Annotated in this window: 13 protein-coding genes; 9 read left to right on the plus strand and 4 right to left on the minus strand. The window is 67.6% G+C overall.

Features of this window, described 5'->3' with window-relative positions:
* The first annotated feature begins 16 nt into the window (after positions 1-16).
* Entirely contained in the window at positions 17-1,093 is a 1,077-nt protein-coding gene (locus E1H18_RS02900) for a hypothetical protein (RefSeq protein ID WP_172263502.1), read from the plus strand.
* 64 nt (positions 1,094-1,157) lie between these two features.
* Here the strand turns inward: E1H18_RS02900 and E1H18_RS02905 are convergent, their stop codons facing one another.
* Entirely contained in the window at positions 1,158-2,561 is a 1,404-nt protein-coding gene (locus E1H18_RS02905) for a short-chain fatty acyl-CoA regulator family protein (protein WP_172263504.1), read from the minus strand.
* Between the two features lie 183 nt (positions 2,562-2,744).
* Between E1H18_RS02905 and E1H18_RS02910 the strand changes: the two genes are divergently transcribed.
* From E1H18_RS02910 to E1H18_RS02930, 5 genes are all read left to right on the plus strand, one after another.
* Complete coding sequence (locus tag E1H18_RS02910; RefSeq protein WP_172263506.1) at positions 2,745-4,277, plus strand: acyl-CoA carboxylase subunit beta; 1,533 nt, start codon at positions 2,745-2,747, stop codon at positions 4,275-4,277.
* Between the two features lie 8 nt (positions 4,278-4,285).
* Entirely contained in the window at positions 4,286-6,283 is a 1,998-nt protein-coding gene (locus tag E1H18_RS02915; protein ID WP_172263508.1) for an acetyl/propionyl/methylcrotonyl-CoA carboxylase subunit alpha, read from the plus strand.
* Positions 6,283-6,732 carry a MerR family transcriptional regulator gene (locus tag E1H18_RS02920; RefSeq protein ID WP_172263510.1) on the plus strand — a complete coding sequence of 150 codons (450 nt, stop codon included), beginning with the start codon at positions 6,283-6,285 and terminating at the stop codon, positions 6,730-6,732. Before E1H18_RS02915 ends, E1H18_RS02920 begins: the two co-directional genes overlap by 1 nt.
* Before the next feature lie 101 nt (positions 6,733-6,833).
* Positions 6,834-9,158 carry an enoyl-CoA hydratase-related protein gene (locus E1H18_RS02925; RefSeq protein ID WP_172263512.1) on the plus strand — a complete coding sequence of 775 codons (2,325 nt, stop codon included), beginning with the start codon at positions 6,834-6,836 and terminating at the stop codon, positions 9,156-9,158.
* 97 nt (positions 9,159-9,255) lie between these two features.
* On the plus strand, positions 9,256-9,657 hold the full coding sequence (locus E1H18_RS02930) for a DUF2177 family protein (protein ID WP_172263514.1): 402 nt from the start codon (positions 9,256-9,258) through the stop codon (positions 9,655-9,657).
* Position 9,658: 1 nt separating this feature from the next.
* On the opposite strand, the gene E1H18_RS02935 is transcribed toward E1H18_RS02930, so the two are convergent.
* The 3 genes from E1H18_RS02935 to E1H18_RS02945 are packed head-to-tail and all read right to left on the minus strand — an operon-like array spanning position 9,659 to position 12,986.
* The gene (locus E1H18_RS02935) at positions 9,659-10,888 is read right to left on the minus strand and encodes a cyclopropane-fatty-acyl-phospholipid synthase family protein (protein WP_172263516.1); all 1,230 of its coding nucleotides are present in this window, start codon (positions 10,886-10,888) and stop codon (positions 9,659-9,661) included.
* Positions 10,885-11,664: a DUF1365 domain-containing protein gene (locus tag E1H18_RS02940; RefSeq protein WP_172263518.1), complete on the minus strand. Its 780-nt coding sequence runs from the start codon at positions 11,662-11,664 to the stop codon at positions 10,885-10,887. Before E1H18_RS02940 ends, E1H18_RS02935 begins: the two co-directional genes overlap by 4 nt.
* Positions 11,661-12,986 (minus strand): NAD(P)/FAD-dependent oxidoreductase, encoded by a 1,326-nt coding sequence (locus tag E1H18_RS02945; protein ID WP_172263520.1) that lies wholly within the window; start codon positions 12,984-12,986, stop codon positions 11,661-11,663. The genes E1H18_RS02940 and E1H18_RS02945 overlap by 4 nt, the downstream gene beginning before the upstream one ends.
* A 195-nt stretch (positions 12,987-13,181) precedes the next feature.
* On the opposite strand from E1H18_RS02945, the gene E1H18_RS02950 reads away from it, so the two are divergent.
* The 3 genes from E1H18_RS02950 (at position 13,182) to E1H18_RS02960 (ending at position 17,246) form a co-directional block, all read left to right on the plus strand.
* The gene (locus E1H18_RS02950) at positions 13,182-13,742 is read left to right on the plus strand and encodes a sigma-70 family RNA polymerase sigma factor (RefSeq protein ID WP_370526401.1); all 561 of its coding nucleotides are present in this window, start codon (positions 13,182-13,184) and stop codon (positions 13,740-13,742) included.
* The gene (locus E1H18_RS02955) at positions 13,739-14,377 is read left to right on the plus strand and encodes a ChrR family anti-sigma-E factor (RefSeq protein WP_172263524.1); all 639 of its coding nucleotides are present in this window, start codon (positions 13,739-13,741) and stop codon (positions 14,375-14,377) included. Before E1H18_RS02950 ends, E1H18_RS02955 begins: the two co-directional genes overlap by 4 nt.
* A 169-nt stretch (positions 14,378-14,546) precedes the next feature.
* Positions 14,547-17,246, plus strand: coding sequence for a TonB-dependent receptor (locus tag E1H18_RS02960; protein WP_172263526.1), 2,700 nt, complete (start codon positions 14,547-14,549; stop codon positions 17,244-17,246).
* Positions 17,247-17,394: the final 148 nt, after the last annotated feature.

Genomic DNA, 17,394 nt, shown 5'->3' on the forward strand with positions numbered 1-17,394 from the left:
CGGAGGGAACTCAACCATGGCCGAGCCGACGCTTCGCGACTTCCAATTCCTGATCCAGCTGGTCGACAGCGGCCTGATCCAGGCCAGCTTCAAGTTCATCGAGCTGCGCGCGTTGCTCAAGAGCTTCAACGTGCTGACGCCCGACGTCGACGCGGCTCTGGCCCAGGTCGAGGCCAATCCAGCCCTGATCAACCTCGGCGTCCAGACCTTGAAAGACGCGTTGACCAAGTGGCCGCTGGACACTCCGATCAGCGTCGCATTCGGGGCTGGAACGGGCGGCGGCGGCACGGTCGCCAACCCGATCACCCTGACCGAAGCCCAGATCCAGGACGTCTACAAGATCATGGCCGGCATCTCGGCCAACTCGTCCAAGGCGCTTTCGGAATTCCTGACCGGCCCCAATGGCGAGAAGGTCGCCAACGCCTTCTACACCGAGATGAAGGCCCTGGCCGCGCTGCAGGCCGACGTCATCGCCAACAAGATCACCAAGGCCGTCTTCATCGACAAGATGATCGGCTACTCGATCGACACCTCAGCCCTGGCGCTGCAGGCGATGAACTTCTTCACCGGCAAGACCCCGACCCAGGCGGCGCTGACCGAGCTGATCGACAGCTCGACCAATCCGGCCGACCTGACCGACTACGCCTATGCGATCTACAACACCGGCAACAAGTACATCGCCTTCGCCATCAACCAGGCCATGAGCGGCACGGGCGCGGCGACCTTCAAGACCGCTTACGACACCCTGACCTTCCGCGACGCCGTGACCAAGGCCTACGACGCCATCATCGGCAACACCAAGGCCGCGGCGGCCGGGATCAACGTCAATGCTGCGGTGGACTACATCGTCTCGCAGCAGAGCTACTTCACAACTGCTGGCCACGACGCCCTGGGCGCTAAGGCGGCGATGGCCGGCTTCCTGATGTATGCGGGGATGGAGGCCAATGTCGGCCATTACAACGAGGCGACCCGCGCCTTTCTGACCAAGGCCTATGACGGCACGGCGACCTACGGCGCCGAGCTGACCTCGACCAAGGCGGTCGCCCTGGTTGGCCAAGCGGCCGCCTATGACGACGGCATGGTCGCCGCCTGACCTCTACGGGGGCAGCCGTAGAGACTTTAGAGGCCCGGTGGCGAAAGCCGCCGGGCCCTTTCTTCTAGAGGCTGTAGGGCACCCAGCGGCGATCGTTCTCCAGCACCTCGAACTTGCGATCGACCGGCGGGAAGGCGCGCTGGGTGCAGTCGACCCGCTCGCAGATCCGGCAGCTGACGCCGATCGGCGCGGACGGGCCGGCGAGATCCAGCCCGTCGGCATAGACCAGTTGGTCGGCATATTGCGCCTCGCAGCCCAGCCCCAGGGCGTAGCGGCGGTCGGCCTGCAGATAGGCCCCTGAAGGCTTCACCACCCCCTTGGCGATGCAGACGTAACGCACGCCGTCGGGCATCTGCGCCAACTGCACCAGCCAGGCGTCGGGCCGGCTGAAGGCGTCGTGGACGTTCCACATCGGGCACGCCCCGCCGAAGCGCGCGAAGTGGAAGCGCGTAGCGCTGTGACGCTTGGTGATGTTGCCCGCCCGGTCCAGCCGCACGAAGTAGAACGGCACGCCCCGCGCGCCCGACCGTTGCAGCGTGCTGAGACGGTGGAAGACCTGCTCCAGGCTGGTCTGGAAGATCAGGCTCAACTGCTCGACGTCGTGGCGCACGCGCCGGGCCGTTTCGCGAAAGCGCTCATAGGGCAGCAGCAGCGCCCCGGCGGCGTAGTTCAAGAGGCCTGTTCGGCAGACTTGAGCGGCGCTCTCGCTGCGGAACGAGGCGGCGGTCAGCTCGGCCTCGACCACCTGCGACAGGGTCATGGCGGCGATCTGATAGGCCATCTGGAACGCGCGCGTCGCCGCCGGCTGGGACGCGCCCAACAGCAGCGTCCGAGTCTCGGGATCATAGCGGCGAAGCAGATCGAACTCGCGCGAGCGCTCTGTCGTGACCCCCAGGGCCGCGAGCCGCCGTTCCAGCGCCGCCTCGACGCCCGCGCCCTCCTCCAGGCCCAGCTCGCCGGCCAGGGCCTCGGCAGCCAGATCAAGGGCGTGAATGTAGTTGTCCTTGTAGTGGAAGAAGTCGCGGACCTCCTCGTAGGGCAGCAGCGCGCTGGCCGCCCCGCGCTCGTCCAGCGACACCGCCTCTTCCGTCTGCTTGAGGCGCTCGTCCAGCTGGCGATAGGCGCGGTGCAAGGCGAGATAGGCGCGGGCGAACTGCGGGGCGTTGGTCACCACCTGCTTGATCTCGCCAAGGCCCGGCGCGTCCTCGCCGCTGACCGGATCAGCGGCGGCCTCGCGAAGGTCGGCGATCAGGCGCTGGTCGTCGGCGGCGTCCAGGGCCGCGGCGTCGACCTCGAACACCCGCATGGCGTCGATCAGCACCCGCGCGGTGACGGGCCGCTGATTGGCTTCCAGTTGCGACAGATAGCTGGGCGACAGCCCCAGACGCGCTGCGCACACCTCCAGCGTCCAGCTGCGCGCCTGGCGCAACAGCCGCAGTCGCGGACCGATGAAAAGCTTCTCGCGCATCTTCACAACTTTGCAAATTTGCAGATCCGAGCGTCGCAACCTCGCTGCGAACGCCCGATTTACGGCGTATTTTGGGGCGTCAATCTGGACGAGTTTTCCAACTTCGCCAATTTTCAATTTGCGGACGCCTTCACAGGCCGCATGCTCGAAGAACCCTGTCTTCCCATTGCGAGATCGTATCCGGTGCAGCGCATCCTCGAAGAACTCGACCGTCGTCGCGAACAGGCCAAGGCTGGCGGCGGCGAGAAACGGGTCGCGGCCCAGCACGCCAAGGGCAAGCTGACCGCCCGCGAGCGCATCGATCTCCTGCTGGACGAAGGCTCGTTCGAGGAGTTCGACATGTTCGTCGAGCACCGCTGCGCCGACTTCGGCATGGAGAGCCAGAAGGTCCCCGGCGACGGCGTCGTCACCGGCTGGGGCACGATCAACGGCAAGGTCGTCTACCTGTTCTCCAAGGACTTCACGGTGTTCGGCGGCAGCCTGTCGAACGCCCACGCCCAGAAGATCATCAAGGTCCAGCGCCAGGCCATGAAGGTCGGCGCGCCGATCATCGGCCTGTTCGACGCAGGCGGGGCGCGCATCCAGGAGGGCGTCGACAGCTTGGCCGGCTATGCCGACATCTTCCTGGAAAACACCCTGGCCAGCGGCGTCATCCCCCAGATCAGCGTGATCATGGGCCCCTGCGCCGGCGGCGACGTCTATTCGCCCGCGATCACCGACTTCATCTTCATGGTCAAGGATACGAGCTACATGTTCGTGACCGGCCCGGACGTCGTGAAGACAGTCACCAACGAGGTCGTCACCGCCGAGGAACTGGGCGGGGCCCGCGTTCATGCCGCCAAATCTGGCGTGGCCGAAGGCGCGTTCGAGAACGATCTCGAGGCCCTGACCCAGGTGCGCCGCCTGATCGACTTCCTGCCCTCGTCCAACCGCGAGCCCGCGCCCGAGCGCGAGAGCTTCGACGAGGCCTATCGCGAGGAGGCCAGCCTCGACACCCTGATCCCGGCCGACGCCACCAAGCCCTACGACATGAAGGAGCTGATCCTGAAGATCGTCGACGAGGCCGACTTCTTCGAGATCAGCAGCGAGTGGGCCAAGAACATCGTCTGCGGCTTCGCCCGCATGGACGGCGAGACGGTCGGCATCGTCGCCAACCAGCCCCAGGTGCTGGCCGGCGTGCTGGACATCGACAGCTCGCGCAAGGCGGCCCGCTTCGTACGCTTCTGCGACGCCTTCAGCATCCCGATCATCACCCTGGTCGACGTGCCGGGCTTCATGCCGGGGACCAAGCAGGAGTACGGCGGCCTGATCAAGCACGGCGCCAAGCTCTTGTTCGCCTATGCCGAGGCCACCGTGCCGAAGATCACCGTCATCACCCGCAAGGCCTATGGCGGCGCCTATGACGTGATGAGCTCCAAGCACCTGCGCGGCGACCTCAACTACGCCTGGCCGACCGCCGAGATCGCGGTGATGGGGGCCAAGGGCGCGGTCGAGATCATCTTCCGCCAGGAGGCCAAGGACCCCGAGGCCCTGGCCGTGCGCGAGGCCGAGTACAAGGACCGCTTCGCCAACCCGTTCGTCGCCGCTCAGCGTGGCTATGTCGACGACGTGATCATGCCGCACGGCACGCGTCGCCGCATCGTCAGAGGCCTCAAGAGCCTCAAGGGGAAGGAACTCTCCAACCCCTGGAAAAAACACGACAACATCCCGCTGTAGGTGCGACCATGTTCACCAAGATCCTGATCGCCAACCGAGGCGAAATCGCAGTCCGCGTGATCAAGACCTGCCGCCGCCTGGGGATCGCGACCGTCGTCGTGTACTCGGACGCCGACGCTGGCTCGCTCGCGGTCGAAATGGCTGATGAGACCGTGCACATCGGCGCCTCGCCGGCCGCACAGAGTTACCTGGTCGCCGACAAGATCATCGCCGCCTGCAAAGAGACCGGCGCCCAGGCCATCCATCCGGGCTTCGGCTTCCTGTCGGAGAACGCCGGCTTCGCCCAGCGCTGCGCCGACGAGGGCCTGGTGTTCATCGGTCCCAACCCCGGCGCCATCCAGGCGATGGGCGACAAGATCGAGAGCAAGAAGTTCGCCCAGGCCGCCGGCGTGTCGTGCGTGCCCGGCCACATCGGCGAGATCGCCGACACCGCCGAGGCCGTCACCATCGCCGAGCAGATCGGCTATCCGGTGATGATCAAGGCCAGCGCCGGCGGCGGCGGCAAGGGCATCCGCGTGGCCTGGAACCGCCAGGACGTCGAGGAAGGCTTCCCGGCCGTGCGCGCCGAGGCCAAGGCCAGCTTCGGCGACGACCGGATCTTCATCGAGAAGTTCATCGAAAGCCCGCGCCACATCGAGATCCAGGTGCTGGGCGACAAGCACGGCAACGTCGTCCACCTGTTCGAGCGCGAATGCTCGATCCAGCGCCGCAATCAAAAGGTCATCGAGGAGGCCCCCTCCCCGCTGCTGGACGAGGCGACCCGCGCGGCCATGGGCGCCCAGGCCGTCGCCCTGGCCAAGGCGGTGAACTATGACAGCGCCGGCACGGTCGAGTTCGTCGCCGGCCAGGACAAGAGCTTCTTCTTCCTGGAGATGAACACCCGCCTGCAGGTCGAGCACCCAGTCACCGAACTGATCACCGGCCTCGATCTGGTCGAGCAGATGATCCGCAGCGCCTGGGGCGAGAAGCTGGCCTTCCAGCAATCGGATCTGAAGATCAACGGCTGGGCCATCGAGAGCCGGATCTACGCCGAGGATCCCTACCGCAAGTTCCTGCCCAGCATCGGTCGCCTGGTTCGATACGCCCCTCCAGAGGAGGGCGAGAAGGACGGCTACACGGTTCGCAACGACGCCGGGGTCCGCGAGGGCGACGAGATCTCGATGTACTACGACCCGATGATCTCCAAGCTGTGCAGCTGGGCGCCGACCCGTCTGGCGGCGATCGACGGCATGGGCCGGGCGCTGGAGGACTTCCACATCGAGGGCCTGGGCCAGAACATCCCGTTCCTGGCCGCGGTGATGGACCAGGAACGCTTCCGGTCCGGCAAGATCTCGACCAACTACATCAAGGACGAGTTCCCCGACGGCTTCGCCGGCACGAACCCGACGCCCGACCAGCTGGACATCCTGACCGCCGTCGGCGCGGCCATGCAGCGGGTCTATGCCGCCCGCGCCCGCTCCTACGCCTCAGGCCTGGCCGGCCCGCCGCGTGAGGACTGGGTCGTCGCCGTCGGCCACGCCAAGCGCAACGTCAAGGTTTCCGAACACGACGACGGCGTCACGATCCACCTCGTCGACGAGGGCCGCAGCCTGTCGCTGACCGCCATCGACTGGCGCCCCGGCAAGCCGGTGTTCCGCGCCCGGCTGGACGGCCAGGCCTTCACGGTCCAGGTCGCGCCGGCCGCCGAGGGCTTCACCATCCGCCACCGCGCCGCCAAGGCCCGGGTGCTGGTCCTGACGCCCCGCAACGCCGAGCTGCACGACAGGCTGCCCGAGAAGAAGGCCGCCGACACCTCCAAGCTCGTCCTCTCGCCCATGCCCGGCCTGGTCGTCTCGATGGACGTCGCCGCCGGCCAGCTGGTCCGCGAGGGCGAGGTCGTCTGCGTGCTGGAGGCCATGAAGATGCAGAACATCATCCGCGCCGAGCGCGATGGAACCGTCAAAGCCGTCAACGCCAAGTCCGGCGATCCTGTCGCCGCCGACGAAATCCTGGTGGAGTTCGCCTGATGAACCACGTCTCCTTCCCGCTCCGCTCGCCCGCCCGCGCGCCTATGCGCCTGGTGTCGATCGGCGATCTGGCCCGACGCCTGGGCGTCACCACCCGCGCCCTGCGCCACTATCAGGACCAGGACTTGGTCCGCTCGCACCGGCTGTCGGGCAATGTTCGCGGCTACGACGCCGAAGCCGTCGAGCGGCTGGAGACGGTGATCGCCCTGCGCGCCGTCGGCCTGCCGATCGCCGCCATCCGCACCGTGCTGGACCTGCGCGAAGAGCCCCAGGCCCAGGCCAGCGCTCTGCGAGACGCCCTGTCCTCGGCCCTGGAAGCCCAGCGTGACCAGGTCTCGCGCCTGCAGGGCATGCTGGAGCAGATGGCCGAGGCGCCGCGAACGGCCACGCGCTCCAGCCCGCGCCGCGAAGACCCTGTCAGCCGCCTGCTGGCCGGCGGCGCAGCCTGACGGCGCGGCACGCTCGCCGCGCTTCGGTCGCTCGACTAAGAGGATTCAAACAGACGTAGAAACCAGCGCCCGCAGAGGCGTGGGACAAAGGGAGAGACCCCATGCGTGATCCCCATCGGATCCCCGTGATCGTCGGCGTCGGCGAAGCGATCGACCGTCCCGCCAGCCCCGCCGAGAGCCTGGAACCCGTCGCCCTGATGGCCGCCGCCCTGCGCAAGGCCGAGAGCGATTCCGGCGCCGCCCTTCTGGCCCAGGTCGACACCTTGGATCTCGTCGGCCTGGTCTCCTGGCGCTACGCCGATCCGGTCGGCCTGTTGGCGTCGCAGCTGAACATCGACCCGGCCCGCAAAACCAACGCCAGCATGGGCGGCGAAACGCCGATCCGCCTTATCCACGAGGCTGCCGTCCGCATCGCCCGCGGCGAGCAGAAGGCCGCCGCGATCGTCGGCGGCGAGGCGACCCACAGCGCGACCCGAGCTCAGCGCGACAAGATCATGCCGCCGTGGACGCCGATGGCTTCGAAGGAAGACGCCGCGCGCTTCCCGTCCAGCCGCTTCGCCATGAGCCCGCCGGCGACGGATCTGGGGATGCACGACCCGGCCCAGGTCTATCCCTTCTACGAGATGGCCGCCCAGCACGCCTGGGGCCAGACGCCCGCGCAAGCCCAGGCCGAGTCTTCGGCCCTGTGGGCCCGCTACGCGGAGGTCGCAGCGGCCAATCCCAACGCCTGGATCAAGACCGCGCCGGACGCGGCGACGATCGGCGCGGTCAGCGCCGACAACCGCATGATCAACTGGCCCTACCCGAAGCTGATGGTCGCCAATCCGCAGGTGAACCAGGCCGCCGCCATCCTGGTCACCAGCCTGGCCCTGGCCCGCGAGGCCGGCGTGCCTGAGGACCGCATCGTCCACGTCTGGGGCGGGGCCGCCGCGCGCGAGCCCGAGGACTATCTGCTGCGCGACACCTACACGCACTCCACCGCTCAGCAGGTAGTGCTGGAGACCGCCGCCGCTCAAGCCGGCGGGGCCGAGCGGTTCAAGCATCTGGAGCTCTACAGCTGCTTCCCGGTGGTGCCGAAGATGGCCCTGCGCACCCTGGGGCTGGAGGACAGCGACATCGCGCCGACCGTGACCGGCGGCCTGACCTTTTTCGGCGCGCCGCTGAACAACTATATGGGCCACGCCGCCGTCGCGATGGTGAAGCGGCTGCGCGAGCAACCCGGCGATCTGGGCCTGCTCTATGGCCAGGGCGGCTACGTCAACAAGCACCACGCCCTGCTGGTCAGCACCCAGCCCTCTGCCAATGACCTGGCCCAGGACTATTCGGTGCAGGACAAGGCCGACGCCCTGCGCGGCCCCGTGCCGCCCCTGGTCGAGCGCCATGCCGGCCCCGCGATGATCGAGACCTACACTGTCCGCTTCGGCCGCGACGGCGCGCCGCTGGACGGGGTCGTCATCGGCCGCACGCCGGCCGGCGAGCGCCTGATGGCCCGCGTCGCGCCCGACGACGAGGCCTCGATGGCGCTGCTGCTGTCGACCGAACGCTCGGCGATCGGTTCGGAGGGCCATACGCGCGTCGACCCGTTCGGCAAGCTGACCTGGGAGGCCGGGCCCCCCCGCGCCCTCGCCGACCGTCCGCGCCGCTTCAGCAAGGTCGAGCGCGAGGGCCCGCTGACCATCGTCACCATCGACCGGCCCGACGTGATGAATTCCCTGCATCCCGCCGCAAACGCCGAGCTGGCCGAGATCTTCGACGACTTCGCCGCCGATCCTCAGCAGTGGGTGGCGATCATCACCGGGGCCGGCGACAAGGCGTTCTCGGCCGGCAACGACCTGAAGTTCACGGCGCAAGCGATGGCGAAAGGCCAGCCGATCGATCCGCCGGTCACCGGCTTCGCCGGCCTCACCGCCCGCTTCGACCTGGACAAGCCGGTAATCGCAGCGGTCAACGGTCTGGCCATGGGCGGCGGCTTCGAGATCGCCCTGGCCTGCGACCTGATCGTGGCCTCGGAGGAAGCCGTCTTCGCCCTGCCCGAGCCCAAGGTCGGCCTGGCCGCTTTGGCCGGCGGGCTGCACCGCCTGCCGCGCCTGATCGGCCTGAAGCGCGCCATGGGCATGATCCTGACCGGCCGCCGGGTCACCGCGCGCGAAGGCGAGAGCTTGGGCTTCGTCAACGAGGTCGCCGCGCCGAGCGAGGTGATGACCGTCGCCCGCCGCTGGGCCGACGAGATCCTGGCCAACAGCCCGATGTCGATCCGCGCCTCGAAGCAGACGATCCAGAAGGGCCTGGACGAGCCGACCCTGGCCGACGCCTACCGGGGCCAGGCAGCCTATCCGGCGGTGCGCGCCCTCTTCCGCTCGGCCGATGCGCGCGAGGGCCCCCTGGCCTTCGCCCAGAAGCGGCCGCCGAAATGGACGGGGCGCTAAAAGGCCGCCCTGCGCGTTCGGCCCATACGTCCGGCGTCGTCCTTGCCGCGTATCGCAGTGACCCGTCACGCCCGAGACCCGCGCAGGAGACCGCCCGATGAAAGGCCCCGTGTTCGCCTACCTAGCCTCCGGCCTGGTGTTCCTGGTCATGGACGCCACCTGGCTGACGACCATGGTTCCCAAGCTCTACAAGCCGCGACTGGGCGCCCTGATCGCCGACAAGCCGTCGCTGCCTCCCGCGGTGGCGTTCTATCTGATCTACCTCCTTGGCATCCTGCTGCTGGCCATCCTGCCGGCCGCGCGCGAGGACAGCTGGCGACGGCTGGTGTTCAACGCCGCCGTGTTCGGCTTCTGCGCCTACGCCACCTACGACCTGACCAACCAGGCGACATTGAGGTCCTGGTCCACGACCCTGACAGTGGTGGACATCGCCTGGGGCACGCTGCTGACCACCGCGGCGGCCTGCGCCGGCTACGCAGCCCTGCGCGCGGTGAAATAGATCAGCCGGGCTTGTCGAGCGCCATCTGGATGACGTCGGTCCGCCCCGAGCGGAAGCCAGCCTCGCAATAGGCCAGGTAGAACCGCCACAGCCGGTCGAAGCGGGCGTCGAACCCCGGCAAGCGCTGGGTGATGCCCGCGAAAGTCGCTTCGAAACTGCGCGCCCAGCAGGCCAGGGTGTCGGCATAGTCGCCGCCGAAGCGCTCGGTGTCCGACCAGGCCAAGCCGCGCGCGGCGATCAACGGGGCCAGCCGCGCTTCGGACGGCAGACTGCCGCCCGGGAAGACGTAGCGCTGGATGAAGTCGGTGCGCGCCTCGTACTCCTCGAAGAGCGCCTCCTGGATGGTGATCACCTGCAAGCCGGCGCGGCCACCCGGCTTCAACAGGTCCCGCACCTTGTCGAAATAGACGCCCCAATAGGCGCGCCCCACCGCCTCGAACATCTCGATCGAGGCCAGTCGGTCGAACTGGCCCTCCAGGTCGCGATAGTCGCACAGGCGGATGTCGACCCGTTCGGCCAGCCCCGCCTCGAACACCCGTCGGCGGGCGTAGTCGTGCTGCTCGCGCGAGATGGTCACCCCGGTGACGGTCGCGCCCACCTCACCGGCGGCGAACTGGGCGAAACCGCCCCAGCCGCAGCCGATCTCGACCACCGAATATCCCGCGCGCAGGTCCATCAGGCGGGCGAGGGCGGCGTACTTGGCGTTCTGGGCGGCCTCCAGCGACTGGCCCGGATGTTCGAACCGCGCCGACGAATAGGTCATCGAGCCGTCCAGCCACGCCTCGTAGAACGCGTTGCCCAGGTCGTAGTGGGCGTGGATGTTGCGCCGCGCGCCGGCTTTGCTGTTGGGCCGCAGACGGTGGAACGCCCAGTTGGCCGCCTTCATCAGCGGACCGCCATCGAACAGCCGACGGATATGGTCGTAATTCTGGACCAGGGTCTCCAGCAGCGCCGCCAGGTCGGGCGTATCCCATTCGCCGGCCATGAAACCCTCGGCAAAGCCGATGTCGCCATTGGCGAGCACCCGGCCGGCGAAGCGGAAGTCGCGGACGGTCAGGCTGGCGGCCCGGCCGGGCTGTTGGCCGACCAGACGACGGCGCGCGCCATTCGGCGCGATGATGGTCAGCTCGCCCCAGGTCCAGTTGGCCGCCAACAGCCGCATCACCAGACCGAACACCGCCGGAGCGGCCGGCGCGTCATCGGCGCGCATCTCGACGGAAATATCGCTCATGTCTTGCGGACCTTCAGGGTCTGGAGGCTAGCGGCCGGCTGGCGGGTCAGGGGCACGCCCTTGAGCCACAGCTTCAACGCTTCCCAATGAATCGCGGCGACGACCTTCAGCGTCAGCAACGGAAATTGAACGGCGGCGGCCAGCAGCTGGCGATCGCTGAGGTCGCGTCGTCGGCCGGCAAGGGTCGCGGTGATCAGCACGCCCTCCGCATCGCGACCTTCGATGGTGAGACCCAGCCCAGCGTCCGGCGCCCGCCCGCGGAAGGCGTAACGCATGTTCATGCCCATGAACGGCGACACGTAGAGGGCCTTGTCCGCTTCCTGACGAATGACGCCGACGGCCTGGTCCTTCGGCTGGATCGGCGCGACGTAGAAATGGCGCAGACCGAAAGTACTGGTCACCTCATAGACCATCCCCGCCAGCGTCCCGTCGGGGCGGTGACAGTAGTAGAGGCTGATCGGATTGAAGACGAAACCCAGCATCCTGGGCATGGTCAGCAGGCGAATCGCGCCGCCTTGCAGATCGACGCCGACGGCTTGGAGCCGGGCCTCGATCTGGACGCGCAGCGGCGTCTGCGAACCATCTCCATGGTCACGATCGTGGAAGGACAGCAGGTTGAAGCGATTGCGCGAGAACAGCGTCAGCCTGCGGCCCAGACCGTCCAGCTCTGCCAGGTCCAGCAGTAGCCAGAACACCCGATAGCGCAGGCGATGGGCTTTCGGCCGAAAGCGCCGGTGGGCGACAGCGCCTCGATAGAGGGCCGACGCCTGGGTCATGCGGCGCGCTCCAGCTTTGCCGGCGAGGCAGGCGTGACGAAGATCCGGCCGCTTTCGTTGGCGACCGACCAAGGCCGACGCACGCCCCCAAGCTGCTCGGCGACCGCCAGGCCCGACTGCAGGCCGTCCTCATGGAAGCCCGCGCCGAAATGGGCGCCGCAGAACCACACCCCGCCTTCACCCTGCAGGCTCCACAGCCGCTTCTGCGCCTGGATGGCGGCCGGGTTGAAGATCGGGTGCTCGTAGGTGTCCTCGCGCAACACGCTGCCAGCCGCAGGCGGTCGCGGCGGATTGAGGGTGACGAACAGGTCCGAGCCCTCCAGGCCCTGCAGCTTGTTCATCCAGTAGGTGACGCACAGTCCCTGGTCGGAGCCGATATAGTTCCAGCTGGCCCAGGCCCGCCGCCGGCGGGGCATCAGGGTGGCGTCGGTGTGCAGCACGGCCTGATTGCGGCTGTAGCCGAATGCGCCCAGCAGCTCGCGCTCAAGGGCGGTCGGCTCGGCCAGCATCGCCAGGGCCTGATCGGCATGGCTGCCGATCACCACATGGTCGAAGCGCTCCTCATGACCGTCCTCGTCTCGCACCAAGACGCCGTCCGGCGTCCGGCGCACGGCGGCCACGCCGCGGCCCAGGCGGATGTCCTCGATGACGCTGGCCATACGCTCGACATAGACGCGGCTGCCGCCGACCACCGTGCGCCAGATCGGCCGCCCCACCAGTTTGAGGAGGCCGTGATTGTCGCAGAACCGGATGAAGGCCTCGGCGGGATAGTCCAGCAGGGTGCTGGCCGGCGACGACCAGATCGCCGCCGCCATCGGCAGCAGGTGATCGTCGCGGAAGGCGTCGCTGAAGCCCTCGCGACGCAGGTAGTCGCCAAGCGTCAGGCCAGGATCGACGGCCCCCGCCAGGTCGGCCGGCGCCTGCCGGTAGAAGCGCAGCACCTCGCCCAGCATCGACCAGAACCGGGGCCGCAAGGCGTTGCGGCGCTGGGCGAACAGGCCGGGCGCGGCATATTCGAACCCGCCCTCCTCCAGCGACACGGCGAACGACATGTCCGTCGCCTGGGTCGGCACGGCCAGGCGCTCGAACAGCGCCTTGAGATTGGGATAGGTGACGTCGTTGAAGCAGATGAACCCGGTGTCGACCGCGCGACCATCGGCCTCGACCGTATGCGAATGGCCGCCCAGACGCTGGGCCTTCTCGTAGACCGTAACCCGGTGACGGCCCGAAAGCAGCCAGGCGCAGGATAGCGCCGCCACGCCGGAGCCGATCACCGCAATCTTCAGCGGCGCGGAGAAAGGGTCGGCCTGAGAAAGTGACATCGCGGCTCCGAAACGCATGACCGCCAGCGGCGGGTTCATGTCTGCTACGGACGAACGAAACGATCGGATGGAGGACGTTTTCACGCTCGGCGAAAAAAACGCGTGGAACCCAGTGATCCGTTATCAAGTCCAGGGCGTATCCTGGTCATGCATGCGACTCGCGCCCTGTCTGTTCGATCCGGAGACCGTCACGCCGTGACCCCGTCGCGCGCGCTCGACCATCTCGTGACCCAGGTTGCGGCGGATCGCGACCGCACGGCCTTCGTGGCGCTGTTCGACCACTATGCGCCGCGCGTGAAGGCGCTGCTGATCCGCGGCGGCGCCAGCCCTTCGGCGGCCGAGGAACTGGCCCAGGAGACGATGCTGGCGGTCTGGCGAAAGGCCCACCTCTTCGACCCGGCCCGCGCCTCGGCGGCCGCCTGGATCTTCACCATCGCGCGCAACCTGCGGATCGACAGCCTGCGACGCGGCTCGCCGTCGCTCTACGATCTGGACCTCAATCTCGGCGCCGAGGATCCCGCTCAGCCCGACGCGATCCTCAGCGGCGTGCAGGACGCCGCCCAGGTCCGGGCCGCGATGCGGTCGCTCAACGCCGATCAGGCACAGGCCATCGAGATGGCCTTTTTTCAGGAACAGACCCACACCGAGATCTCGCAGGCCCTGGGCGTGCCGCTGGGTACGATCAAGGCCCGCATCCGGTTTGGCATGATGAAGCTTCGCGTATTCATCGAAAGGGACAAGGGAGGCGCGGCATGAGCCTTCGCAGACAGCCCAGCGAGGAGCAGCTCCTCGCCTACACCGCCGGCACGCTGAGCTTCCCCGAAGCGATCGTGGTCGCCACCCACCTGAGTCTGCGCCCCGAGACCCGGGCGTGGACCGAGCTGGCGACGGCCGTCGGCGGGGCCGTGCTGGAAGATCAGGCGCCCAGCCCGATCGACGCCGGCGTTCGCGACGACCTCCTCAGCCGCCTCGACGCCCCGGCGGCGCCGCAGGCCGCTGCTCGACCGCCGACGGCGGACGCCGCCCTGCCCGCGCCGCTGGATCGCTTCGCCTTGGGTCCGTGGCGCTGGCTGGGACCGGGCGTGCAGGTTCGCGACGTCCTGGGGACCAAGGTCGGCGACTGCCGGGTCATCCTGCTGAAGATCGCCTCGGGCCAGTCCACGCCTCTCCACACGCACCAGGGCGTCGAGCTGACCTGCGTCATCGACGGCGCCTACGAGACCCATGACGGCGTGTTCGCACGCGGCGACTTCGAGGACGCCGACCCTAACGTGACCCACCAGCCCAGGGTGGTCTCGAAGGAGCCTTGTCTGTGCGTCGCCGCGCTGGACGGACAGATCAGGCTGCCGGGCATGCTGGGGCGCCTGCTGGCCCCGTTCGTGCGCCTCTAGCCCGCCAGGACCTCGTCCGACGACGGATCAACGTCGCCGATCGTCGCAAACACTTCACATAAAACCCGCCCCCAAACCTGTCCCCGGCGGCCGTTCGCAGCCCTCCCCCGCGTGACGGCCGGTGGGGAAACCTCCCTGCCCCGTCGCTACACCGCAAGGGATCGGGGCCATGAAAAAAGCCATCAAGTTCGACCTTCTGACCACGACGGCGCTGTCCGTCGCGCTGCTGGGCGCAGCCCAGGCGCACGCGGCCGATGCTCCCGCGCCGGCCGTCGAGCCCGCAGCTGACGAGATCGAAGCCATCGTCGTCACCGGCTTCCGCGAGAGCCTGCTGCAGGCCCGCGACATCAAGCGCCGCGCGGTCGGCAGCCAGGACGTCATCGTCGCCGACGACATCGCCGCCTTCCCCGACCTGAACCTGGCGGAATCCCTGCAGCGCATCTCGGGCGTGACCATCTCGCGCGACGCCGGCGAAGGCCGTCAGATCGCCCTGCGCGGCCTTGGCCCCGACTTCACGCGCACCCAGCTGAACGGCATGGAGGTGCTGACCAACACCTCGTCGGGCTTCGACAACCGCGGCTCGGTCAGCCGCTCGCGCAGCTTCGACTATTCGATCTTCGCCTCGGAGCTGTTCAACCGCGTGGTGGTCGAGAAGTCCTACGCCGCCGAGCAGGACGAAGGCGGCATCGGCGGCACGGTCGGCCTCTCCACCGCCAAGCCGTTCGACTATGCCGGCTTCAAGGCCGTGGCCTCGGTCAAGGGCCTGCGCAACGCCAACACCGACAAGGTCACGCCGCGCGCGGTGGGTCTGATCTCGAACCGCTGGGGCGACTTCGGCGCGCTGTTCTCGGTGGCCTACAGCCAGAACGACATCAACGAGTACGGCTACCGCAACTGGAACTGGACGCTGATCAACGCCAACGCGGCCAATATCGGCCCGGGCGTGTCGGCCGCCGATCGCGATCGCCTGATCAACGCCACCGGCAACAACCGCGTCCGCGCCTCGCAGGCCCAGACCTATTCGACCTGGTTCAACAAGCGTGAGCGCCTGGGCCTGACGGCGGCCTTCCAGTACCACCCGGGCGAGCGCCTGACGATGGACCTGGACCTGATGTACGGGACCCTGTCCAACGACCGTGACGAGTTCCAGATGACCTCGGCCGGCGTCAACGCCCTGACCGGCAACATCACGGGCACCCAGCGCCTGAACTCGGTGGTGATCCAGGGCGACAGCCTGGTGGCCGCCGACGTCAGCGGCGTGGACATGCGCAGCGAGCACAAGTTCTCGCACGACAAGACCACCTTCACCCAGGCGGTGTTCAACGGCGGCTACCAGGTCACCGACGCCTTCAAGATCAAGACCCTGATCGGCTATTCGAAGTCGGAATTCAAAGAACCGATCTTCGACAAGGTGTTCCTGCAATCGACCAACAAGTCGATCAGCTACGACTTCCGCAACAGCCGGATGGGCCGCAACACCTACAACTTCGACCTGACCGATCCGAACCAGTGGGGCCTGATGCGGGCCGACACCCGCGAGGACTACATCAGCAGCGAGTACAAGACCGCCAAGCTCGACGGTCTCTACGACTTCGGCGGCGGTTCGGTGCTGAAGGCCGGCGTCGAATACAAGAACTTCGCCAATGACGGCTTCCAGCGCTTCCTGCGCGTCGACTGGTACAACCGCCCGGTCGTGCCGCAGGCGGTGAAGTACGTCGTCGATCGCGACTCGGTGATCCCCTACATCGTCGCCGACGTCGACGGCACCTACGCCAACACCGGACAGCTGCGCGACCTGACCACCGCCAACGACCAGCCGGGCTCGAACTACCAGCTGGAGGAAAAGACCACCTCGGCGTTCGTGCAGTACGACCTGAACACCACCGCCTTCTCCTATCCGGTCCGCGCCAACCTCGGTGTGCGCTACTACTCCACCGACCTGACCTCGGCCGGCACGGCGACGCAAGGCGCGGTGCTGCTGCCGGTGGTGATCAAGAGCAGCTACGACGGCTTCCTGCCGGCCTTCAACCTGGCCGTGGACGTCAGCGACAGCGTGGTCGCCCGCTTCAGCGCCAACCGCAACATCAGCCGGCCCAGCCTGGCCGACCTGCGCGCGGCCGGCAGCGTCAGCTTCACCCCGTTCGGCGGTAACATCTCGGCCGGCAATCCGAACCTGGAGCCGTTCCTGGCCGACTCCGTCGAGGGCTCGCTGGAATTCTACCAGGGCAAGAGCGGCTACATCGCTCTGAGCGCCTTCTACAAGAACATGGACAGCTTCATCACCGCCGAGACCTCGCGGGTGCCTTACGGCCAGACCGGCTATCCGACCCAGTTCCAGGGCCCGGGCCAGGACGCCTCGACGATCTACAGCTTCAACCGCCCGGTGAACGGCGACGGCGCCACGATCAAGGGCGTCGAGCTGGCCGTGCAGCGCGATTTCGACTTCCTGCCCGCGCCGTTCGACAAGTTCGGCTTCGTCGGCAACGTCACCTACGCCGCCGGCAAGTCTAACGTGATCATCGATGGCGCTTCGGTGTCGCTGGACCTGATGCAGCTGTCGAAGTGGACCTCGAACGCCACGCTCTACTACGAGACCTCCAACTGGGGCGCGCGCATCTCGTCGGCCTATCGTGACGGCTATCTGGACGGCGCTGGCGGCAACGGCAACATCGGCTCGGGCTATCACAGCACCAACAACATCGACTTCGCCGCCCACTGGAACGCACCGGGCGGGCTGAAGGTGGTGTTCGAGGGCATCAACCTGACCAACCAGGCGATCGATCAGTACACCGACATCGTCGCCGACCGGATCCTGGCCTACACCAAGAGCGGCCGGACCTTCACGCTGGGCGTGACCTACGAGTTCTAATTTCCCCTGATATCCCCTGAACTTACGGCCGCCGTCCTCCCCGGATGGCGGCCTTCTTTTTGCGGCCTTCAAATTAGTGACATGCGGCGTTTGTAGGGGTTCGCCACGAGGCGCCGGAAGCTTGTCTGGCGACCGCTTGGGGATCCTG

The organism is Caulobacter sp. RHG1 (assembly GCF_013181195.1).
Lineage (GTDB): Bacteria > Pseudomonadota > Alphaproteobacteria > Caulobacterales > Caulobacteraceae > Caulobacter.